A 22,329-nucleotide genomic window follows, 5' to 3' on the forward strand; every position below is an offset into this window, starting at 1 on the left:
ATGCTGTATACTTCTATTATGATACCATATAGTCATAATAAACAACCACTGGGAGTGAAACCTTTGATCAACTATAAGACGATATATTTCTTTGCCCCGCACGGAGATGAGACTAAAAAAATAAAGCAAGATTTGTCAAAACTGTTCGATCGCCTCGATATTCGGACCGTGGAATCTGACAAGGAAGCAGACATCATTGCTTCCATCGGCGGTGACGGCGCCTTCCTACAAGCTGTGCGCCGGAGTAATTTCCGGGATGACTGCGTCTATCTCGGAATCGCCGCAGACAGCAACAGACATTTCTATGTCGATTTTCATTACCAGGACATCCAAGCGCTTGAAGAAGCGTTCCAAAAAGATGATATGGATGTCAGAAGATATCCCACAATAGAAGTTAAGGTAAACGATAATAGCCCGAGCTATTGCCTGAATGAATTCACGTTGCGCTCGAGCATTGTAAAGACGTTGAAGATGGATATTTATATCAGTGACTTCTTCTTTGAACACTTTAATGGTGATGGCATCTTGGTCTCCACTCCTACTGGATCGACAGGCTACAACAAATCAGTAGGAGGGGCTGTGGTTGATCCGCTCATTGAATCGATGCAGGTCACCGAACTCGGCAGTGTAAACAATAATACGTATCGGACTCTGGGAACGAGTTTCCTGCTCAACAGACAGCGGCCACTCACTCTACTGATCGACAAGAATACCGACTACTACCCTGTCATGTCGCTTGATAATGAAGCGATAAGTGTTCAAAACACTGAAAAGGTTGAATTGAGGCTCAGCAAAAAACATATTCAGACGTTGAAGCTGAAAGATAATACTTTCTGGCACAAAACACAAAGAAACTTCCTCTGATCAGAGGAAGTTTCTTTGTGTTTAGGCTTGGAGAAAATCATACAAGTTTTTGATTATCAGCACAGCAGTCACTATGATGAACAACCCCTTTACGTACCCAGAGCCTTTAGTGATGGCCATATGGGCACCGGCATACGAACCGAGGATCATGCTTGCCCCCATGATCAGACCATAAGTATAATTGACCTCCCCCATCACGATAAATAGGATGAGGGCGCCGATGTTACTTGCGAAGTTCAACACTTTTGCATTGCCGGCCGACCTTAAAAAGTCAAACCCGGTAAACAGCATCAAAAACATCAGGAACGACCCTGTGCCTCCTCCCATGAAGCCGTCATAGAAACCGATCAACACTACAAAAATGATGAGCAGGATTATTTTTCTGGGCGTAAAGACCGCATGACGTTCAACCTCTCCCCAATCCTTCTTCAACAGGGTATAGATGAGGACGATGAACAGCATGGCCAGAACGAGTGGTTTCAATACCTCTCCGGGCGTATATACAGCTGTAAGTGCCCCTAAAATTGAAAAGATGAAACTGATCGGGGACAGTTTCATGACCATCTTAAAGTCCACATGACGTGCCCTTAAGAACCTCAGGGAACTGGTCAGAGATCCGAAAGAGGAGGCAAGCTTATTGGTGCCTAGGGCCGTCGCTGGACTGATGCCTGTAGCAAGCAGTGCGGGGATGGCGATAAGCCCGCCACCGCCCACTACTGCATCGATGAATGCTGCCAGAAAACCAAGGACGATGATAAGCAGTATGACTGATACATCAACTTCTGCCATATCTTCTACAGGAGCCCGGCAAATGCTTCTTTTTCTTCTGCTTCGTCAGCAGATAAGCATTCGACGTTTTCAAGCGCTTCTGCAATAAGCGGACGGAAGTCGACTTTCGATTCGAATTTCTCAACCTTCTCAAGGGAGGGCCTTGTCTTAGGAGCTTTCGGCTTGAATATCGTACAGCAATCTTCATAAGGCAGGATGGACGTCTCATAAGTGCCGTATGCACGTGCCTTCTCAACGATTTCGTTCTTATCCAGAGTCAGAAGCGGACGCAGAACCGGGAAACTGGTAACCGCATTGATGGCATGCATACTCTGGAGTGTCTGCGAAGCGACTTGTCCCAGGTTCTCGCCGTTGATGACCGCCTGGGCATTGACGGTACGTGCCAGCTCCTCAGCAATCGTAAGCATGATGCGCCGTGTGGTCGTCATACTGAAATTGTCGGGAATCCACTCATATATCGTAGTCTGCAACTTTGTAAAAGGTACTATGTGGAGTTTTATATCGGTGCCGGTGCGCCGGGACATGATTTCCACGAGTTTTTTCACCTTGTTTGTTGCTTCAGGGCTTGTATAAGGTGGGGAGTGGAAATGAATTGCTTCAATTTCCACTCCTTTTTTCATGACTTCCAATCCAGCAACAGGGGAATCGATGCCCCCAGACAACATGAGGAGGCTTTTCCCTCCAGTGCCTGCAGGAAGTCCACCCACGCCTTGCCTTACTTCATAGTACATATAAATGGCCTCGGGCCGCACTTCCACATTGAGTTGATGATCTGGATGCTTGACGTCGACACTTATCCCCTCGATATTTTCCAAGATATATCCACCAAGCAGGAGCTGTATATCGTAAGTGTTCAAATGATACGTCTTATCCACGCGTTTTACTTCAACTTTAAATGTTTCTCCGTGCTTGAACTTCTTCCCAAGAGCAATCGCAGTTTTGAGCATGCTCTCTTCATCCGTTCCAATTTTGACGACTGGGGAAAAACTCAATATACCATTTATGTTTTCCAGAGCGTCCATGACCAACTCATGTGACTCATCCTTTATTTGGATATATGCGCGGTCTCTTTGCACATCTATTGCCACATCATATCCTTCCATGGCCCTTTCAATACTTCTCTCAAGTGCATTCAAGAACATTTTCCTGTTCTTTGTCTTTAACGTGATTTCTCCGTAACGGACCAATATATAATCGTAGTTCATTCCAGGACCTCCTTTATTTCTTCATATACAGCTCCTAAAGCATCACACAGCTGGTCGACCTCCGCTTGAGCAGTCATATTGCCGAAGGAAATCCGGATGCTGCCTTCTATCTTCTCTTTACTGGATCCGATTGCCGATAAGGTTTCATTCAATTTCCTCAACTTAGACGCGCATGCACTCGTCGTGGACACCATGATGCCGCGTTTTCCGAGAGCGTTGACGACAACTTCCCCTTGCGCCCCGATAAAAGAAATGTTCAAGATGTGCGGCACTCCCCCAGGGTGGATATGGATTGATTTAAGATTTCTGACCTTATCCTGAACCTGTTCATTATAGCGGCTTAGCCGCGCCGTATTCTCTTTCATGGCCTCCCCGGATATGCGCATGGCCCTGGCCATCGCAACTGCTCCAGGAAGGTTCACGGTTCCGCTCCTTTTGCCGTATTCATGGCCCCCGCCGTAAATGATCGGGGATAATTTCCCTCCATCTCTGGAGAGTAAGGCGCCGATCCCTTTTATACCGTGGAATTTATGACTACTGAAGCTGATTGAGTCCACCCCTCGGTAATCCATTTGAATCTTCCCTACTGCCTGGGTGGCATCCACATGGAAATGTGCTTTAGGGTGGCCTTCGAGCAGCCTGGCCACCTCCTGTATGGGTTGCACACTCCCTATTATATTATTGACGGCCATGATGGTTACAAAAATCACGTCCTCATCAATCAGCTCCTCCAGATGGGCAAGGTCTATCATACCTCCAGCAGTGGTCCGAATGTATTTGACCCTGACTTCTTCCTTCATCGCTTCGAGGGTATTCATGATGCTTGGATGCTCAATCTCGCTGACAAGTATCGTTGTGCCAGACCTTTTCTTTTTTTCAATGATGCCTTGGATGGCAAGGTTGTTGCTTTCAGTCGCACCTGAGGTGAATATACAGTCATACTCCTCAAGACCAATCAGTCCCTTCACTTGGGCACGTGCAGCTTCCAATAGCCGCGCCGCTTCACGGCCTTTCGTATGGATGCTGGCGGTATTGAAGTAATAGTCATCACCAGTATTCATATAAGTCTCCATGACAGACTTGTACGGTTTTGTCGTTGCAGCATTATCCATATAGACCACAAATTTCTCCCCCTACATAAAAGAGACTCGGGAAATAAATCCCAAGTCATCTGTATTCTAATGCTCATCAAATTCTTTTTCGATACGTTGTGCCGCACCCGGTTCCACTTTCTCGAGTGCATTCCGTGCGATATCCAATGCACGCTTGTACCTGTTCTCCCGGAATAGGCGCTCCGCTTCACTCAGCATCTGACTGAAATCCGGGTCATCTTTCCTGTAGCGGTTGCCGTATTGTACCATAACCTCGGTCAAACGGGCATTTTGAAGCACTTCATAGGATTCCTGTTCATATTTATTCATCAATATGACTGCCCTATTGACCTTATCTTTAATGTACTGGACATTCAGAGGACGGCGTTTGAAATATTTATGGATTTCCTGAACTTCAATATCCAATTCATTCTTCATTACAAGGAATTTTTCCGGAACACTTGTCAGATTGGAACCGAAGAGTTCCCGGTGGATCTCTTCTTTGCGATCTTGGATCAGAAGGGCATTCTCCCTTGCTTCCGTCTCATCTTCCCTGAGGTTTATGAGATATTGCTGGATCTGGTTCTGTTCTTCATTGATTGAACCGATGTTCTGTTTGATGTATTCGAGATTATCCAGTACCTCACTAAAACGTGCCATGGATTTGGAAGTCTCCGAGATGATGTCGTCGTATACATCAATCATATTTTCAATCTCATGCTCGAACTTCTGGACTCTATGCATATCCGTTTCATTGATATGGAAGTACTCTTTCAAATAATCGATTTCAGTCCTTAATGTGTAGTTCAAATCTTTTGCATGGAAGAGATCGTCTGTGATGATGTCCTTTTCGTGATCGACTTTGGTTTTTGATTTGACTTCATGTTCAACCAGCTCGAGCATGTCATCCAGTTCAGCATTGATGCCATCCAATATATCCTTCGCTTCATCCAGGTCCAACCGGGATATCAGGGGCTCGACGAGATTGAGCTTGCCTTTTAGCGTCGACAGCTTCCCTTCCACCTTTATGTGTTCCAGGTCATATCCTTCCGCCTTGAGATCCCTGCAGCCGAAGCGGACTTCCTGGAACTGTTGCGGCAGATCCTTCTGAACTTCCTTGATCATCACCGGAATTTCATCCATGCTCTTTTTTAGGATGCTGAGCTCTTCGTGTACTTCGTCAATTTCTTTATTGGCTGTAATATAATTCCCCTCGTTGACGTGATTCTCATAGGATTTCAGTTCAGGTTCATAAGTTTCGATCAGCTTTTCAAGGGAAGGCTGACTATCTCCAAACTGATGGCCGTTCGCCAGTACGTCACGTTTTGCTTCGCGATAGATCCTTTCAGCTTCTTTGAATTTCCTTTCCCCGATATCATTCGATTCAAAGAAGTTTCCGATCTCCGAAGTGAGCGTCGTGTACCCAGCCTCTGCTTCTTCTATCTTCTTTTTCGCAGAGTCACTCTTTTCACGGCTATCGTTGAAGCGGAATTTTTCTGCGTCCTGTTCTGCCTCAGAAAGTTGAGTGTCTACAAACGCCAAGTCGGTCTTCAGCACATCCTGCCATCCAGCCTGCCATTTTTTGTAGAGGGTCTGCGCTTCGCCGTGAAGGTTGTAGTCTTTAACTTTAACAAGCTCATCCTGAAATGGCAGGTTGCGCACTCCTTCAAGCTTCGCCTGCTGTGCTTTGATATCTTCTTTTCTGACATTGCGCATGTATAACAGCGCACCGATCGCGATGACGACGGCCAGAATAACAATAATTAAAACATAGACCCACATACATTTACCTCCTAAGTATATAATTAGATTATAGCTTAAAAAATTGAAAGAAAAAACATTAAAATGTATAATTCACTAATATTGATATAAGATAGGGTGATTTCATTGTTTACAAAAACACAGATTAAAGATTACACTCAGCTCAATCAGATGCTGAAAAGTCTCATTGAAGATGAAAGCGATAGAATCGCCAATCTGTCAAATGCTGCCAGTCTTCTCAATGTGTTTCTCGAAGACATCAATTGGGTTGGCTTCTACCTTTATGACGAGGCAGCGGATGAACTGGTCCTCGGTCCGTTCCAGGGGCTTCCTGCATGCGTCCGGATCGGGAACGGCAAAGGAGTATGCGGCCTTGCACTCCGTGGTAACGATATCTTCATAGTCGATGATGTAACACAGTTCCCTGGGCATATTGCCTGTGATTCGGCAAGCCGTTCAGAAATTGTAGTTCCAATATATATTGATGAAAGGCCAATCGGTGTGCTCGACGTTGACTCGCCTTCCTTCGACCGCTTCAAAGAAGAAGACAGGGCCGGCCTCAGCAATTTTGTGGAAGTACTGAAACAGTATATATAATTACATCCACGTTGACAAACCTTAACTCTACATGTATAATCAGTCATTGTGTAAATGAACGGATTAAGTAGCGGATGATCATTACATGTCAGCATGTGGTTCCCTTGTTGGTGTGCTGCGTAACTGATGCTATAAGGCGAAGGTACTTAAAACCGCATGCCCATGTAAGTGGTCGTCACCCTTATGATGTTTTTTGCATATACAAACACAATAAGGAGGAGTCATTATGGCTCGATTTACAGGTTCAATCTGGAAAAAGTCCCGCCGTCTTGGAATTTCCCTGACAGGCACAGGAAAAGAATTGGAACGCCGTCCATACGCCCCTGGTGATCATGGACCTACACAAAGGGTAAAACTTTCCGAATACGGAATGCAGCTTCAGGAAAAGCAGAAGCTCCGTTTCATGTACGGCATCAACGAACGCCAGTTCCGCAAGATCTTCGATCGCTCTGCAAACATGAAAGGCGTTCATGGTGAAAACTTCATGATTCTCCTGGCTTCCCGCCTGGATGCAGTCGTATACCAACTCGGCCTTGCAAGGACGCGCCGCCAAGCACGTCAACTTGTCAACCACGGTCACGTGACTGTTGATGGCAAGCGTGTGGACATCCCATCCTACACACTTAAAGCAGGCCAAACGATCGGGCTTCGTGAGAAATCACAGAATCTCGATATCGTTAAAGAAGCCATCGAGTACAACAACTTCGTTCCGGAATACCTTTCTTTCGACGAAGAAAAACTTGAAGGTACTTTCGTACGTCAACCGGAACGTTCTGAACTTTCCGCTGATATCAATGAACAGCTTATCGTAGAGTTCTACTCCAGATAATAGGCTATCATCAAAACTCCCCAATTTCTCAAGCAGAATATGGGGAGTTTTATTTTTACCCTTTGTTCCAAAACCGTGAATAACGTAGTACTACCTGCATTTATTACCATGCGCTGAATCCGCACTTTACATCCTGCGGTTTAAGGCGTAGTATAACGATGGATATAAGAGTTAACTGTGTGGATTGGAGGGATAAGCATGAATAAGTCATTTGCTGTATTCGGTCTCGGCCACTTCGGAGGTACCCTCGTACAGGAATTTCATGAACAGGGAATCGAAGTGATTGCAGTAGATAAGGATGAGGACAAAGTGAAGGAGTTCTCTGAACTTGCGACATACGCAGTATGCACTAGAAATATGGATGAGAGTCTGTTGAATGACCTGGGTGTCAGGAACGTCGACCACGCTTTCGTATCATTCGGCGATGATCTTGAAGCAAGTATACTCACTTCCCTGCTTCTGAAGGATATCGGCGTACCAAAAGTATGGACAAAATCTCAAAACTCCCATCATACGAAAGTTTTAAAAAGGATTGGAGTCGATCGCGTCATCCAGCCATCACACGATATGGCTAAAAAAATCGCCAGGCATATCAACTCTGATAAAATGATCGATTTCATCGAGCTTTCCGACAAATACAGCATGGCCGAAATTGTTGCCACATCAAAAATCGATGGTGAAACGGTCTCATCTTTGAATCTTCGCGCTAAATATGGCTGCATAATCGTCGGCATACACAGGGATGATGGTTTCAATATTTCTCCACCCATCGATGCTAAGATCTTTGAAGGAGATATACTGATTATAATCGGCCGGAATGATGATATAGCACGTTTTGAAAAAACCGGATTATAGTGTGGCCGGCCCCATAAAAAGGAGCGCTTTCAAGAGCGCTCCTTTTTTAAACTCATTTCCTATAATATTTTATATATTCTCCATCGAAACCACACCCTGCATAATCTGCACCATTTAAAAGCATCCATTCTGTGTCCTTATAGTGAATGAAGCGTGGTGCCCCCGATGGTTCATATCCTTCGGAGAGATCCAACTGCATAACATGCCTTTTTTTGCCGTTGTATTTATACGCTGTATCCACAATTCTGAAACCCAGTTTGAATTTATCTTTCAGGCTCGGAATATTATTTGGCATGACAGTCGTCAATACGTATTCAAAACGACCATCAGACCGCACTTTTTCAAGCAGACGCTCCCCCATCCTAGTCTGGAGGCCCTGCCCCCTTACGGCGGATTTGATGAAACTGATTTCGGAATAGATGACCGAATCCCTGTCGTCTATCCCCGCGTTCTCTGCCAGATGCTCTTCTTCGTCAGGGGACGGGATGTACATTGACCTAGTGCCGGCCAGCTTCCCTTCATCATATGCACCTATGATGAAACCTTGTTGGATGATCGCTTTGAATTCAGCACGTGTCAACGTTTGAAGCACTTCTTTATTTTCGAGCCCTTTGTATACTTTTTCCTGCAGTTCAAGTAATGCCGGTAATTCTCCGAGATGTATCGTCCTCAAATCCATCCAACCATCCTTTACGATTTATGTTGTGCGCTAAATATTTAGGTTTAACCCTAGCGACAGTGGGTTATATAGTGATGAGGAGTTGGTGCATATGGCAATCTTAGTTAAGGTTAAGGACAGCACGAACAACAGGACGGATTTTGATTATGTAGGACAAGACAGCATGAATCAGTTTGATAAGACTGAATATATACTGAAGGAAATGACTTCTGAAGACGATCATAAGTATATCCAGTTCATTTACCCAAATCATACTGAAGTGTTTACACAATTCAAAATCGATTATGTTAAAAGACGCTGAAAATTTCAGCGTCTTTATTTTTCTTTCAGCGTCTCCTGAAGCCAGCTGAACATCAACCCTGTCCAGTTTGCAGCCCTTACGTCCTCAATGCCGGTCATTTCTGTGGCCAAGCTTAAACCATGTCCACCCGATTTGAACGTATGGAGTTCCCATGGTATTTGATGCGCTTCAAGTCCTTTAGCAAAATCAAGGCTATTCTGTACGAATACCAATTGATCCGCAACAGTATGCCAGATGAAAGTCGGGGGCACATCCTTAGAGATGTTTTTTGCTAACGTTGCCCTATCCAGGAGCTCATCTGTCACATGCGGTCCGAAAATCATCCTGGATGCCGTCGTCATATATTTCGGATCGCCTATACCACGCTCTTCGGCTATAGATTTATTCATCATGAAATCCAGTATCGGATAGGATAGAATTTGGAAGTTCGGCTTGTACCATCTTGGTTCAGTGCCCGTCAATTCTTTTAGCCACGAAGTATTCCAGTGCACACCCAGGCTCGCAGCCAGATGTCCCCCGGCTGAAAAGCCTATGACCCCTATCTTATCGGGATTCACATTGAATTCATGACAATTTTCCCGGATGAAAGTCATCGTTTCCGCCAATTCAACCAGCGGGCCTGGAAACTCGGAACCGAGGGTTTCGTCTGCTTCAACCAAAGACGCGATCTGATAAAGTTCATCCCTGTTTACAGCATTGCCCTCTTTACGCATCGCCGAACCGAGCGTCGAATACCTCAATATGAATACATGATAGCCTTTCGCAAGGAATTCATAGGCAATTGGCTCAGCCTCCCGATCCGATACATACATATAACTGCCACCTGGACATATGACGACTGCTGGGCGACCTTCCTTTTCATATAAGCCGCTCTCTCCAAGCATCATCGTTACTTCTGCATGCTTACCCCCGATATAAAAACTTTGAAGATTCATTGTTCGTCCTCCCTATCAGTTGATCAGTCTATATAAATATTTCTCATTTCTATAAATCCCGTCTATATTCACGGCATCTACACGCTCGCCTTCCTCAAGAAATCCAAGCATCTTGTACAATTCAATCATTTCTTCATGGTCATCCCGAATTGCCGCTTCCAACCTATGGATCTGTATATCTTCTGCCCATCTGATGGCTGCATTCAATAGATTCCTGCCTATGCTGTTCTTTTGTTCCGACTTAAGTACCCCCATAGAAACGACTGCACGATGTTTCGTCGTCTCGCTGTGGTTCCCTCTCATACTGATATACCCTTGCATCTCCTGGTTTTCCAGTGCCAGGAAAATTTGACTTCTGCCATCTTGAAGCATATCAGATAATATATCTTCGGTGTTGCTGAGATTTATTTTCTTTTCGACATATAGATCATCCTGAGTATTGTACTCGAGGGACATCATCAAGTTTAAGAAGTTTTCACTGTCCTTCATTTCAACTGGTCTTATCTCCATTTTCATCCTCATTCCTTTAGCAAGAATTCCATAATGAAATCCAAAGCCGGTGGATTTTCATTCTTAAGTCCTTCAATGAACTTCCGACGATCATAGGGGACGTTCCTAAACATTGTGTTTATTGCGCCATCGTCTTTCAATTCGAGTATCGCATAAGGTGCAAAGGGAGTCTCTGTTACACCGAGTGCTCCTGGGTTGACCATTACAGGCCCTGAAGTCTTGAAGTGCTGGATGATGTGGTCATGTCCATACAGCACTACGCTATATGCTTCCTGTCCGTAGATTTCCTCAAGTAGATCAAGTGAAGGAGATTCTTCGATTGATCGGTACCGGCAACCATCCAGATGATAGTGGGTCAACAATATTCTATGGCCGTCCATCCTTTTTTCGGTAGTCAGAGGGAGGTTTTCCAGCATGTGGATATATCCAGGGTCGATGTGTTGCGAAACCCATAGATGATGTTCATGTTCAGGACCATTCACCCGGGATTTCATGCCTTTTAGTGCTTTTATCACTTCGTCATCGTGGTTCCCCGTAATCATAGTCAAATTCTCCATTTCAGACAGCACACTGAGCACTTCATTAGTCTGATGGCCAAGGGAGATTACGTCGCCTAAGCAATAAACTTCGTCTATCTTAAACTGTTCCATATCCTCGATTACTTTCTCCAACGCCTCGTAGTTCCCGTGTATATCGGAAATGACGGCGATTTTCATGGTCATGCGTTCATCTCCCTTACGCTCCTTTTGCCCTTTATGTTACCAAAAACCCTTTATACCACCTACCACTCACTCCCATGTTATCATATATGTATTATGACTAAGAGGTGTAATATGACTAAAATCTCACTTGTCAGACACGGTCTGACTGATTTCAATAGATTAAGGAAACTACAAGGGTTTTCTGACATTCCCCTCAATGAGGAAGGGGAAGGACAGGCTATCGATGCTTCGCTCTACCTTAAAGACGAGCCTTTTGACGCCATCGTTTCGAGTCCATTGAATCGGGCATTCCGAACCGCAGAAATAATCAACCAGAGTCATGGGCTGCCGATCACAACAATGGACGAACTTAAGGAACAACATTTTGGCAATCTTGAAGGGATGCATATCGATAATATAATGGATAAGTATCCAGATGGTAACCTACCTGGTATTGAAACGTTCGAATCGCTTTCCGCACGTGTCGAAAAGGCAATGAACATAATTTCAGAAGAATATGATGGACAATACGTATTGCTTACAGCCCATTCCCGTACAATCAAATCAATCCTCTCCCTCTATAGCGATGAAATTGATATGGCACAAACCAAATTGGATAACTGCAGCTTAAGCATCATCCAAAAGGTGAATGGCAATTGGCATGTGATCGACTATAATATTTCCACGGCGGTGTCCGGATCCACCCATGAATAGATATCTTCTTTACGCTAAAATATTGCGGCCCTTCCAACGGGTCATCATAGGAGCTGTAAACCATGCAGAACATCGAATCCACCATCCTTGCTTATAGAGGCGATCACTACAGCTACGGTATAATGCAGGGTGAATCTTTGAAACAGACCCACTATATGCAGAACAGAAATTACGAATGGATCAAAAGACGCCCAAAATTCAATTTGGACTATAGGGAGACAAAAGCTCTGTACCAGCATTTTGCACCGCGTATCTGGGAGGAATTGATGGGTTTACAGGAATCACTCGAAATCACCGACCATGAGGTCCTACTAAATCTCGCCCATTACCGTATCTCCCCTAAAGACAGTGGGTGCAGCGTCTATTTGGATAATGATACATTCATCAGGAACTATGATTATCATCCGAACACTTATGACGGTATATACAAACTTTTCCAACCTGATGATGGCTATTCGCACATCGGCCCTGCATCAAGAATAACCGGGAGAATGGACGGCATGAATGAGCACGGTCTTATCATGGCCTATAATTTTATGAATAGAAAACAGCCATTCGATGGATTTACATGCTTCATCATTGGACGGTTCATACTTGAACTTTGCAGGACAGCACAAGATGCGAAAGATCTATTGGAAGCGCTCCCCCATAGAGGCGGCTTCAGCTACGTCATCCAGGATAAGGGAAACAATTCATTCATCGCAGAAACTTCTGCACGCGGGATGGCATTTCGTGAAGCAAACATCTGCACGAACCATTATGAAGCACTGGCGCACGAAAACAGGAGGTATTTGGTCGATTCAAAGGAACGGCTGGATATTCTGAGGCAGTTGCGTTCCCCTTCTGAAGATGAATTGCTCGATTATTTCACCCAACCTGGTGAAGGTCTCTTCGTCGACAACTACAGAAGTTGGGCGGGGACCATCCACACTACCCGATACGATAAAAAGAACCTGACGGCTGGAATCCAGCTCGGCTCAGGTGATATGTACGATTTCGACTTTTCCGGTTGGCTTGCCGGTGAAGCGATCGGCCAACAGACCATCACAGGACAGCTCGCTACTGAACTCCCCTTCACCACTGCCGATTGGCGGCTGAAACCTATAAAATAGAATGGAGGGAGATTCAATGCTTGAATTCGATAACCTGATATTCAGCGGTTTCGATGTCATCCTGAGGACCGTGATTGTAGGCATCATGGCCTACCTTTCACTCGTCATCATCCTCCGGATCAGTGGTAAACGCACTTTGACTAAAATGAACGCTTTCGACTTTGTAGTGACAGTAGCCCTCGGTTCAATCCTCGCGAGCATCATCACCACCAAGGACATCACATTGATGCAGGGGGTGACCGCTTTCCTTGTTCTGGTCGTCATGCAGTATATATTCACCAAACTATCTGTAAAAAGTCTCTTTTTCAGTAACCTGGTGAAATCACAGCCTATCCTGCTCTACTTCAAAGACCAGTTTCTTGAAAATAATATGGCCAAGGAGCGCATTCTGGAAAGAGAAATCAGGCAAGCCGTCCGGGCAGACGGAAAAAATGATATGTCTGATGTACTGGCTGTCATTCTTGAGACTGATGGCAGCATCTCGGTCATAGGACAGAATCATGATAAGGAAAACTCAGATATGACGCTTCTTTTCGAGGACGTAAAAAAATAAGACCAGCTGGTCTTATTTTTTTATGGGCAGAATTTTCCCATAGGTTGACATGCGCCATATCCATTCGAGTGGTCCATATCTGAAGTGTCGCACCCAAAAGTGGCTCGCCATGACCTGAATTGCAAAAGTTGCTGCAACAATCAGGGGAAACCATACTGCTCCAATTTCATTGAACAGGCCGAAGCCAAAAAACAATGTGATCATCAATACGCTTTGCATGATGTAGTTGGTCAGTGCGAGCTGTCCGACAGGCTGCAGCAGTTTGGTGAAGGATTGGATTTTCAAGAACATCAGAGTCAACAGCGCAATATAGCCAAGTGACATCAAAGGGCCGCCTAATGTATAGGCGAGCATAGATAAGATGGACAGTGTTGGAGACCCCATGCCGTACGTCATGGTATATCCTGTGACCACTTTGACAGGGAGTCCGACTCCGATGCTGATTGCTGCAATTCTCCACAACTCCTTTTTGAGTGACCCCAGCCTTGTGTGGTAAGCTTTTTGTCCAGCATACAGCCCGAGGAGAAATATTGCCAGGATAAGTGGTGTCATCGCTATATTATTGACTGACATGAGAGCTAATATAGATAGATTCAGGGAAACGATGTCCCAGTAGGATCCCTTCGCTGCGCCGATCATGTCAATGCCGTAGGCGGAGCTGCCCGTCGCTTCTGCACTGATGTCCGGCAAGGATAGAGCAAGCATCGTCATCAATATTACGAACACTGAACCCAGCAATAGTATCATAGTCGAAATAAATAGATTAAAGCGAGGATTCAGGCGGTAAAAGAGAAGTAGTATGATGCCAGTCACAGCGTAGACGGTCAGGATATCGCCATACCAGATGAAAATGGCGTGGAGCAGGCCGATGATCAGCAGTATCGACATGCGCCTTACGAATAGCCTGTTCACCTGATGTGTCCTATTTTCAGCTCTTGATAAAAAGATGTAGAAGCCAAGCCCGAATAGGAAGGAGAACATCGTATAGAAATTGGCCGTGACGAATATGTTTATCAGCAGTATGATGATCGAATTGGAACCTGTGTATATCTCACTTGTATCAAATGTCAGCTGATTCTCCATCTGAGGGCCGGCAAAACTCATTATGTTCATCATCAAGATCCCAAGCAGTGCAAACCCGCGTATCGCATCAATTTCATGGACTCTGTCAGATGATCCAACCGGCAGATATTCCCGCTTCATGACATTCCTCCAAAACTAAAATGATTTACCCAATCATACCACAGTCCATTTCCGGATCACCCAAAAATCGGGGCATATAAAAATGGACTCAAAGATTTTGAGTCCATTTCTGCAGCCAATCCAGATCTATGAAATTTTGCAGCCAGTCCAGATCCATAAACTCCACCGGAGCACCTGTCATATAGGAATATATATAGTTGATGAAGAGTGCCAATAACGGTAGAAATACGAATATGAACAGGAACACCTTTAAAAATTTGGTGAATATATAATAGACCACCCTCAGTAGAACCAGGGCGATGGAAGTGGCAGCCACCGTCTTAAAATTATAGTCGAGATCGGCTATATCAAAATAATTTATGCCGTAAATGACGAAAAATGAGAGTGCTATAGTAAGTAGCAGTCTTATGAACATTTTTTCACACCCTTTAACTTACTGTCACTTCGTTTCTTTGACTTCAGTTACAAAAGCAGTGCAGAGTATGCCGAGTGCAATGATGAAGACACTGAGCCACGGTGCATAGCTGATATCAAAGTTGCTGATATAGATGCCGCCGATTACAGCTCCGATGCCGATACCTAGGTTCAGCCCGGACATATTCCAGCTGAACACCAGTGCTGCAGACCCCTGCACATTCTCCACCAGACCACTTTGTACTGCTGGGCTCGTGCTCCATTGGAACAGACTCCATATGAATAGAGTAATATAGAAAAGAACTGGTTTGCCATAAACGAGCGGCATTATTGCCATCGCCACCATAAATAAAGTCAGCATGATGAGAAGTGTGCGCTTCGTCCCGATCCAATCCACCATATTGCCCCCAAGATATGTACCAAGCATGCCGCCGACTCCCGCTATCAATAGAGCAACAGAGACATTCTCAATACTGAATCCATTTGTGGTCATCAACGGAGATATATAACCGAGGACGATATAGTTACCGATAAGAACAGACATTGTTACTCCAATATAAAGCAGGATATTTTTCCTGTCCAGAATTTTATCCGGCTCGGTATCACCAAGTTCTTCAGCATTCTTGTTAGGCACCAGAGCGAGTATGCCGGTACCCACCAGAACAGCTAATGCAATGACAATCCAAAATATGATACGCCAGCCAAATTGCTGGCCGATGATGGTGCCGAGTGGAATCCCGAATACATTCGCGGCACTGAATCCCATATAGACCAGAGCGATCATCCGTCCCCGAATTGCCGGTGCGGAAAGCAGCACTGTCATATCCATAATTTTGACTATAAACACTGCAGCAGCAAGTGCGGTCACAACTCGCCCGATGGCAAGCATGAAAAATGTAGTTGATAGCCCAAATATTATATTTCCGATTATAAATACGAGCAATGAAGCCATTATGACCGGTTTCGGCCTGATTTTTTCAGTCATCTTTACAAGCAATGGGCCGAATACGGCAAAGCTGACGGCATAGACCGTTATCAACTGCCCGGTCAATGCATTCGAAATGTTTAGATCAGCACTCATCAGTTCCAATATGCCTGATATGATAAGCTCCATCATTCCAAGAAGGAACACACCGACAGTAAAAGTTATTAATAGTTTCCTGTTCATGATAACCACCCATTCAAAAAGTCAACTTGACTATTATACAACATAAAGGCCTTCAATCAAACCTAAACGTGTTAATATTAAATAGAGGTGGTATTGTGAAAAATTTATTTCCCGTTTTGATTCTATTATTACTGACAGCCTGCAGTCAGCCTGACCAGGAATCCCTAGATGCACTCTATGAAGCTTTTGATAGGAATCACGACGAGCTTAAAACAGAATTTGAAGAAATGTATAAAGAGAGTTCAGAAACATCCGATCGAGAAGAACAACTTAAAATCATATACGATGAAATGCTGCCCAAAATCGAAGACTTCAGAAGGACCATCCATAATCATACTGTAACAGGGCATGAACATGAAAAATTCAAGGAAGATATATTGACATACATCGATTCCCTAGAGACTCTCGTTAAACTGCATGGCGAGTTCAACCGTACTTTCATAAATTATAATCCTCTCGGGGAAGATGAATTCAAAGGTGAAATCGAGGAGATCATGTCAGAAATAGAAGCCCAGGAAAAACAGCTTGATGAGCGATATGAAAATATCAATGAAACATATGAGGCACTATCATCGTCCTCCTCTTGAAGGGACCTGTCTAAGACAGGTCTCTTTTACAATATTTTTCAAAGAAATTCCTATAGGCAATCTTTTCAGTGAACGTTTCTCCGTACTTTCTCTTTAATGTTTCGATTAAATTGCCATATTCACCGGCATTTCCAAGGCGTTCAACATGATATGCAATCCCATCGAAGTCAGAGCCGAGTCCAATAGCATCTTCACCGCCGAGATTGATGATCCTATCTATATGGGGAGATACGTCTTCTATCTCTATTTTCCCCTCTCCAATAAATGGCGGGTTGAATACAATGTTGATCATCCCCCCTTTCTCAATCACCTTCCTTATCTGGTTATCCGTAAGATTCCGCCTGTGGTCACATATACTCTGTACATTCGAATGCGTCGCGATGACCCGATCCCCCTGCTCGATGACCTCCGTGATTCCTTTAGGGCTCAGGTGACTTATATCAATAAGCACATCATGGGCGTTACAAGAGGCCACAAACCTCTCTCCATACTCACTCAATCCAGCATCACGATTTTCCCCGACGCCGTCAGCCACCAGATTGGCATTGTTCCATGTCAGCCCTACAGAGAGTACTCCCAATCGGAATAGTGTACGGAGTTTCATCAGATCATTACCTACTGCATCCGCCCCTTCCAGTGTAAGGACCGCCCCAATTTCTTCTGGTTTTAGCCTCTCAATTTCTATAAGATTCTTTATATGGATAAAGTTCTCCTGACTCAGAACTTCATTATAGAAGCAATCCACCTGTTCCAACGCATGCTGCCATTTTTCATTGTCAGGAACTTCCGGTGGAATGAAAATCGCAAAAAATTGTACCTTCACTCCCCCCTCTTTCAGCCTCAATACATTCGTTTCAATTTCAGGAGAATCGTAGAAATTAAGCGTTTTCTCCCCATCATCATATGCTTTCCTGACATCCTGCTGTAATTTCAAAAGTGCGTCACAGTGTGTATCTATTATATCCATTTTTCCCTCTCCTTTATGTACAGTGCATGTAAGTTAATGGCACTCAGTTAGATTTTCATAATTATAAATAACAGTATAAACTAAATGCTATATTGAAAGCGTTATCTTATTAAGTCAAGATTTACAAATACCTTTCAACATGTATAATTATAGTACTAGGAGGTTAATTTATGCAAAAAAATGCAAGTTTATTAAAATTTATCATTCCATCCATCATTGGAGTGCTAATGTTTCTTTTCCCTCTCCAGGTCGATGGAGGGACTACTATACCCGTAGCATATCTCGCCAATCTTATGAACGAAATGATTGGATTGGATAATGTTGTTTTAATTGTTGTCATACTGATCAATATCTCCAGTCTGCTGACGATTGTTTTCAGCTGGTTCATCACGCCAAGTTCTGAATTTATAGGCAGTCTATTCAAAACCAATAATATTTGGGTCGTTTTACGTTTTCTTGGTGCACTATTCTCATTGATGGCCTATTTCGTTTTCGGACCAGAAGTGATCAATTCAGAGGTGACAGGCAGTTTGATGCTTTATGACTTATTGCCGACGCTGTTTTCAATCTTCCTGTTTGCCGGCGTACTTCTTCCCCTGCTGTTGAATTATGGTCTGTTGGAGTTTGTCGGAACCTTGTTCGCTAAAGTAATGCGCCCCCTCTTTACATTGCCGGGTCGCTCTACTGTAGACAATCTCGCTTCTTGGGTTGGCGACGGCACGGTCGGCGTACTCTTGACGAGCAAACAGTATGAGCAGGGATTCTATTCAGAGAGGGAAGCGGCTGTCATTGCCACGACATTCTCGGTAGTATCCATCACTTTCTCTATCGTCATACTCGATTTGATCGGACTTATGGATTATTTTGGTCTTTTCTACATGACAATTATAATAGCGGGTGTGATAGCCGCGCTGATAATGCCGAGGATTCCCCCTCTTTCCAGAACACAGGATAATTACCATGTAGAAGGTAGGGAACTTGATGAAAGCATACCTTCAGGACACAATATGTTTTCATGGGGCTATAACAAGGCGCTTCAAAGAGCGTCAAAAGCCAAAGGCTTTGCCGATTTTGCCAAGGACGGCATAAAGACTGTTGGAGACATGTGGTTTGCAGTCTTGCCGATAGTCATGGCAATCGGAACGATCGGCACCATATTTGCAGAATACACCCCTCTTTTCTCCTGGATCGGAGCGCCATTTGTACCTATTCTGGAAATGATGGGTATACCTGAAGCAAGAGCTGCATCTGAATCCTTATTTATAGGATTTACTGATATGTTCCTGCCATCCATACTGATAGAAGATGTCGCATCTGATATGACCCGGTTCATAATTGGTACACTCAGCATCACCCAGCTCATTTACCTTTCTGAAGTGGGAGGCGTCATCCTTGGGTCAAAGATTCCTATCGGTCTAGGCCGTCTCTTTGTAATCTTCCTGCTCAGGACGATCATCACGCTTCCAATCATTACAATAATTGCACACATGATTTTCTAAAAAAAAACTTCTGTTCAATATGAACAGAAGTTTTTTTATGCTGTATCATTAAAATCCGCGTCCGGCACCACCGCCGCCGCCAGAGCCGCCGCCGAAGCCGCCACCGCCAAAGCCGCCACCTGAGCTTCCACCGCCTGACGGTGGGAAGAAGATGGTCGGTCCGCCTCTTCCATGTCTTCTGGAACCGCCTTTTGGCGGCCCTCCGCCCCCCATAATCTTAAAGAGGACATAGATGACAATCATGGCAAATATTAATTTGAAAATACTCTCACCAATGCCGGCAGGTTGTCCATCGTTTGATGCCTCCCCTTTAGGGGTATCCCTTGTGAATTCGCCATCTTTATATTCGAAAGCTTCAAGGGATTCTTCGTATAATGTATTATAGAGGTTGGTCAACCCCTCTTCGTACTCGGCATAGGCGGCTTTTGACCCCTCTTCTTCCTCTGTTGCTGCAGTGAAGTGCTCCATCGCGACATCGTCTATGATGCGGCCTATTTTGGCATCGTTGAGATACCCTTCCACACCGTAGCCGACTTGGACTTCAACACCCCGGTTATCAAACTCATCTCCATTGTCAAGATTGAGCAGTATGACGATACCATTGTCACTTTCGGATTTACCGACGCCATATTCCCTCAGAGCCTCCAAGGCGAAGTCCTGGCGATGTACCTGACCTGTTGAAGGCATGGTCAACAGCATCATTTCGACTCCTGTTCCTTCCTCTAGATGTGTGCCTTTATCATTGAGTTCAGTAATCGTTGAATCACTGAGCACCCCTGCATTATCCTGTACAAAATGATGATCGGTGTTGAGTTCCGGAACTTGAACGCGCGCCTGTACAGGACCAGCTGTAAAAATGAATGCGGCCAGCAGAAGCATGACCAAACGTTTCATTACTCATCATCCTGTTCAGTATTGAATTCAATCTCCGGAACTTCTTTACTGCTCTCTTCTGCTTCAAAATAAGGTTTCTCATTAAAGCCCAATATACCTGCAACCATATTGCCCGGGAATGTCCGTGTATTCTTATTGTACTCCTGGACTGCTTCATTATAATCCTTTCTTGCCACTGCAATGCGGTTTTCCGCACCCGCCAATTCATCCCGGAGGCCCGTAAACTGTGAATCTGCTTTCAAATCAGGATAATTTTCAGAGATTGCCAGTAATCTGGATAGTGCAGAAGTCATGTCATTGTTTGCTTCCGCCATTTCTTCTACATTTTCCGAACCAGACAATTTGCTCCTTGCTTCAGCAATATCCGTGAAGATTTCCTCTTCGTGGGAAGCATATCCTTGGACGGTGCTGACTAGGTTTGGAATCAGATCACCACGCCTCTGGAGTTGGGTTTCGATTTGTGATTCCTGCTGATTGACCTCTTCTTCAAGATTTACGAATTGATTATATTTAGGGGCGAAAATGAGGGCCAGAATAATGAACAGCCCGATGATGATGCTTAAGGGTATAAGTAATTTTTTCATGATTCCTCTCCTGTCTCAAATGAACTGTCTTCCATTAATATTTTACCATCTTTCCATGTTTATGAAAGCAGCAGATGCAGATATTAAAAAAGCCGGTCTGACCGGCTTTTTTAATAATCATTTATAACGAATCATGTGATATTTTTTCTTACCACGTCTGATGATCGTAAATTCATCATCAAGCTTATCCTCATCCTGGAGGACATGGTCGACATCCTGCTTACGCTCTCCGTTGATATAGATAGCGCCGTTTTTGATGTCTTCCCTTGCTTGTCGACGTGATGGTGAGACACCGGTTTCAACCAATACTTTCACAAGATTTTTGTCATCGTCCTGGTAGATTGCTGACGGCACATCTTTGAATGCGTCTTTAAGTTGGTCAGCAGACAATGCTTTAATGTCTCCACTGAACAGTGCTTCTGTTATATTTTGCGCTTCTTTCAATGCAGCATCACCATGGAGGAAAGCTGTGATTTCCTCAGCAAGCCTTTTTTGCGCTTTCCTGAGATGTGGTTCTGACACCAATGATTCTTCAAGTGCTTCGATTTCTTCCTTCTCCATGAATGTAAAGAGTTTAATGAAACGGATGACGTCTGCATCACTTTGATTTATCCAAAATTGGTAGAATTCATAGGGTGAGGTGCGGGCTGGATCAAGCCAGATGTTACCGGATTCCGTTTTACCGAATTTTTTTCCGTCGGCTTTGGTAATAAGTGGAATAGTCATTCCCTCTGCTTCTGTTTCCCCGTACATTCTCCTCATCAGATCCAATCCGCTTGTAATGTTGCCCCACTGGTCTGAACCGCCAATTTGCAATTTACAACCGTATTCTTTGTTGAGGTGTCCAAAATCGATAGCCTGAAGAATTGTATATGTGAATTCCGTATATGAGATCCCTGTTTCCAGCCTCGTCTGAATGGAGTCTTTCGCAAGCATATAGTTTAAGCTGACATGTTTTCCGTAATCCCTAAGAAAACTGATCAGACTAATATTTTTAAGCCAGTCCCTGTTGTTTACAAGTATGGCCCCGTTCTCATCCGAAAAGTCAAAAACACGCTCCATCTGCTTTTTGATCCCTTGAACATTCTCTTCAATCTGTTCTTCCGTTTGAAGTTTTCTTTCTTCACTTTTGAATGAAGGGTCTCCAATCATGCCTGTACCTCCACCTAATAATACAATTGGACGATGTCCATGATTCTGAAAGCGCCTCATCGTCAAAAATGGGACGAGGTGTCCAATATGAAGGCTGTCAGCTGTTGGATCGGCCCCACAGTAGAGGGTTACTTGTTCCTTATCCAATAGTTCACTTATTTTATCTTTGTCGGTCATCTGATAGATGATGCCTCTGTACTCCAAATCTTCAAGCAACGCGTTCATTTTACTTCCTCCTAATTTGATATAAAATAAAAACACCCTTACATGACGTAAGGGTGCTGAATACACGGTACCACCAAACTTTTTTACTTGAGGGACAGGGACGTCTGCCCAGACGTTCGAATGTTTATACGCAGTGTATT

General features: G+C 44.2%; 25 protein-coding genes. 10 read left to right on the forward strand and 15 right to left on the reverse strand.

Going from position 1 to position 22,329, the window contains the following annotated elements; translation table 11 throughout:
* Window positions 1-18 precede the first annotated feature (18 nt).
* A complete protein-coding gene (locus ACZ43I_RS07070; RefSeq protein WP_464761367.1) occupies window positions 19-864 on the forward strand; it encodes an NAD kinase in 846 nt (281 codons plus the stop codon).
* Window positions 865-885: 21 nt separating this feature from the next.
* Here ACZ43I_RS07070 and ACZ43I_RS07075 read toward each other — a convergent pair whose 3' ends face one another.
* From ACZ43I_RS07075 to ACZ43I_RS07090, 4 genes are all read right to left on the reverse strand, one after another.
* Window positions 886-1,653, reverse strand: a complete 768-nt coding sequence (locus ACZ43I_RS07075; protein WP_344702625.1) for a TSUP family transporter — start codon at window positions 1,651-1,653, stop codon at window positions 886-888.
* A gap of 5 nt (window positions 1,654-1,658) precedes the next feature.
* Window positions 1,659-2,858, reverse strand: a complete 1,200-nt coding sequence (gene thiI / locus ACZ43I_RS07080; RefSeq protein ID WP_344702623.1) for a tRNA uracil 4-sulfurtransferase ThiI — start codon at window positions 2,856-2,858, stop codon at window positions 1,659-1,661.
* Window positions 2,855-3,970: a cysteine desulfurase family protein gene (locus ACZ43I_RS07085; RefSeq protein WP_344702814.1), complete on the reverse strand. Its 1,116-nt coding sequence runs from the start codon at window positions 3,968-3,970 to the stop codon at window positions 2,855-2,857. The genes thiI and ACZ43I_RS07085 overlap by 4 nt, the downstream gene beginning before the upstream one ends.
* A 66-nt stretch (window positions 3,971-4,036) precedes the next feature.
* Entirely contained in the window at window positions 4,037-5,731 is a 1,695-nt protein-coding gene (locus ACZ43I_RS07090) for a septation ring formation regulator EzrA (protein WP_344702621.1), read from the reverse strand.
* A gap of 105 nt (window positions 5,732-5,836) precedes the next feature.
* On the opposite strand from ACZ43I_RS07090, the gene ACZ43I_RS07095 reads away from it, so the two are divergent.
* The 3 genes from ACZ43I_RS07095 (at window position 5,837) to ACZ43I_RS07105 (ending at window position 7,991) form a co-directional block, all read left to right on the forward strand.
* On the forward strand, window positions 5,837-6,307 hold the full coding sequence (locus ACZ43I_RS07095) for a GAF domain-containing protein (protein ID WP_344702619.1): 471 nt from the start codon (window positions 5,837-5,839) through the stop codon (window positions 6,305-6,307).
* 226 nt (window positions 6,308-6,533) lie between these two features.
* Window positions 6,534-7,136 (forward strand): 30S ribosomal protein S4, encoded by a 603-nt coding sequence (gene rpsD / locus ACZ43I_RS07100; protein WP_344702618.1) that lies wholly within the window; start codon window positions 6,534-6,536, stop codon window positions 7,134-7,136.
* A 198-nt stretch (window positions 7,137-7,334) separates the two neighbouring features.
* A complete protein-coding gene (locus ACZ43I_RS07105) occupies window positions 7,335-7,991 on the forward strand; it encodes a potassium channel family protein (RefSeq protein WP_344702616.1) in 657 nt (218 codons plus the stop codon).
* Window positions 7,992-8,043: 52 nt separating this feature from the next.
* Here the strand turns inward: ACZ43I_RS07105 and ACZ43I_RS07110 are convergent, their stop codons facing one another.
* Window positions 8,044-8,670, reverse strand: coding sequence for a GNAT family N-acetyltransferase (locus tag ACZ43I_RS07110; protein WP_344702614.1), 627 nt, complete (start codon window positions 8,668-8,670; stop codon window positions 8,044-8,046).
* A gap of 91 nt (window positions 8,671-8,761) precedes the next feature.
* Between ACZ43I_RS07110 and ACZ43I_RS07115 the strand changes: the two genes are divergently transcribed.
* Window positions 8,762-8,971 carry a hypothetical protein gene (locus ACZ43I_RS07115; RefSeq protein ID WP_344702612.1) on the forward strand — a complete coding sequence of 70 codons (210 nt, stop codon included), beginning with the start codon at window positions 8,762-8,764 and terminating at the stop codon, window positions 8,969-8,971.
* Window positions 8,972-8,985: 14 nt separating this feature from the next.
* Here the strand turns inward: ACZ43I_RS07115 and ACZ43I_RS07120 are convergent, their stop codons facing one another.
* Genes ACZ43I_RS07120 through ACZ43I_RS07130 form a run of 3 tightly spaced genes read right to left on the reverse strand, consistent with a single transcriptional unit; the run spans window position 8,986 to window position 11,138 of the window.
* Window positions 8,986-9,906 carry an alpha/beta hydrolase gene (locus tag ACZ43I_RS07120; protein ID WP_344702610.1) on the reverse strand — a complete coding sequence of 307 codons (921 nt, stop codon included), beginning with the start codon at window positions 9,904-9,906 and terminating at the stop codon, window positions 8,986-8,988.
* Window positions 9,907-9,921: 15 nt separating this feature from the next.
* On the reverse strand, window positions 9,922-10,416 hold the full coding sequence (locus ACZ43I_RS07125; RefSeq protein WP_344702608.1) for a GNAT family N-acetyltransferase: 495 nt from the start codon (window positions 10,414-10,416) through the stop codon (window positions 9,922-9,924).
* Window positions 10,417-10,424: 8 nt separating this feature from the next.
* Window positions 10,425-11,138 carry a metallophosphoesterase family protein gene (locus tag ACZ43I_RS07130; protein ID WP_344702606.1) on the reverse strand — a complete coding sequence of 238 codons (714 nt, stop codon included), beginning with the start codon at window positions 11,136-11,138 and terminating at the stop codon, window positions 10,425-10,427.
* A 111-nt stretch (window positions 11,139-11,249) separates the two neighbouring features.
* On the opposite strand from ACZ43I_RS07130, the gene ACZ43I_RS07135 reads away from it, so the two are divergent.
* The 3 genes from ACZ43I_RS07135 to ACZ43I_RS07145 all read left to right on the forward strand — a co-directional run bounded on the left by ACZ43I_RS07135 (window position 11,250) and on the right by ACZ43I_RS07145 (window position 13,496).
* Window positions 11,250-11,831, forward strand: coding sequence for a histidine phosphatase family protein (locus ACZ43I_RS07135; RefSeq protein ID WP_344702604.1), 582 nt, complete (start codon window positions 11,250-11,252; stop codon window positions 11,829-11,831).
* 62 nt (window positions 11,832-11,893) lie between these two features.
* Window positions 11,894-12,943, forward strand: coding sequence for a C45 family autoproteolytic acyltransferase/hydolase (locus ACZ43I_RS07140; protein WP_344702602.1), 1,050 nt, complete (start codon window positions 11,894-11,896; stop codon window positions 12,941-12,943).
* Between the two features lie 16 nt (window positions 12,944-12,959).
* Window positions 12,960-13,496, forward strand: coding sequence for a DUF421 domain-containing protein (locus tag ACZ43I_RS07145; protein ID WP_344702601.1), 537 nt, complete (start codon window positions 12,960-12,962; stop codon window positions 13,494-13,496).
* 12 nt (window positions 13,497-13,508) lie between these two features.
* On the opposite strand, the gene ACZ43I_RS07150 is transcribed toward ACZ43I_RS07145, so the two are convergent.
* The 3 genes from ACZ43I_RS07150 to ACZ43I_RS07160 all read right to left on the reverse strand — a co-directional run bounded on the left by ACZ43I_RS07150 (window position 13,509) and on the right by ACZ43I_RS07160 (window position 16,281).
* Window positions 13,509-14,699: a DUF418 domain-containing protein gene (locus ACZ43I_RS07150; RefSeq protein ID WP_344702599.1), complete on the reverse strand. Its 1,191-nt coding sequence runs from the start codon at window positions 14,697-14,699 to the stop codon at window positions 13,509-13,511.
* An 88-nt stretch (window positions 14,700-14,787) separates the two neighbouring features.
* Window positions 14,788-15,114 carry a hypothetical protein gene (locus ACZ43I_RS07155; protein ID WP_344702597.1) on the reverse strand — a complete coding sequence of 109 codons (327 nt, stop codon included), beginning with the start codon at window positions 15,112-15,114 and terminating at the stop codon, window positions 14,788-14,790.
* A 24-nt stretch (window positions 15,115-15,138) separates the two neighbouring features.
* Window positions 15,139-16,281, reverse strand: a complete 1,143-nt coding sequence (locus ACZ43I_RS07160) for an MFS transporter (RefSeq protein WP_344702595.1) — start codon at window positions 16,279-16,281, stop codon at window positions 15,139-15,141.
* A gap of 95 nt (window positions 16,282-16,376) precedes the next feature.
* On the opposite strand from ACZ43I_RS07160, the gene ACZ43I_RS07165 reads away from it, so the two are divergent.
* Window positions 16,377-16,868, forward strand: a complete 492-nt coding sequence (locus ACZ43I_RS07165; RefSeq protein ID WP_344702593.1) for a hypothetical protein — start codon at window positions 16,377-16,379, stop codon at window positions 16,866-16,868.
* A 10-nt stretch (window positions 16,869-16,878) separates the two neighbouring features.
* Here the strand turns inward: ACZ43I_RS07165 and ACZ43I_RS07170 are convergent, their stop codons facing one another.
* A complete protein-coding gene (locus ACZ43I_RS07170) occupies window positions 16,879-17,835 on the reverse strand; it encodes a dipeptidase (protein ID WP_344702591.1) in 957 nt (318 codons plus the stop codon).
* Window positions 17,836-18,005: 170 nt separating this feature from the next.
* Between ACZ43I_RS07170 and ACZ43I_RS07175 the strand changes: the two genes are divergently transcribed.
* On the forward strand, window positions 18,006-19,334 hold the full coding sequence (locus ACZ43I_RS07175; protein WP_464761375.1) for a YjiH family protein: 1,329 nt from the start codon (window positions 18,006-18,008) through the stop codon (window positions 19,332-19,334).
* A 48-nt stretch (window positions 19,335-19,382) separates the two neighbouring features.
* On the opposite strand, the gene ACZ43I_RS07180 is transcribed toward ACZ43I_RS07175, so the two are convergent.
* From ACZ43I_RS07180 to tyrS, 3 genes are all read right to left on the reverse strand, one after another.
* The gene (locus tag ACZ43I_RS07180) at window positions 19,383-20,228 is read right to left on the reverse strand and encodes a TPM domain-containing protein (protein ID WP_344702587.1); all 846 of its coding nucleotides are present in this window, start codon (window positions 20,226-20,228) and stop codon (window positions 19,383-19,385) included.
* Window positions 20,228-20,812, reverse strand: a complete 585-nt coding sequence (locus tag ACZ43I_RS07185) for a LemA family protein (RefSeq protein ID WP_344702585.1) — start codon at window positions 20,810-20,812, stop codon at window positions 20,228-20,230. The genes ACZ43I_RS07180 and ACZ43I_RS07185 overlap by 1 nt, the downstream gene beginning before the upstream one ends.
* Before the next feature lie 117 nt (window positions 20,813-20,929).
* Complete coding sequence (gene tyrS / locus ACZ43I_RS07190) at window positions 20,930-22,189, reverse strand: tyrosine--tRNA ligase (protein ID WP_344702583.1); 1,260 nt, start codon at window positions 22,187-22,189, stop codon at window positions 20,930-20,932.
* Window positions 22,190-22,329 lie beyond the last annotated feature (140 nt).

This window comes from Salinicoccus jeotgali, assembly GCF_055379195.1.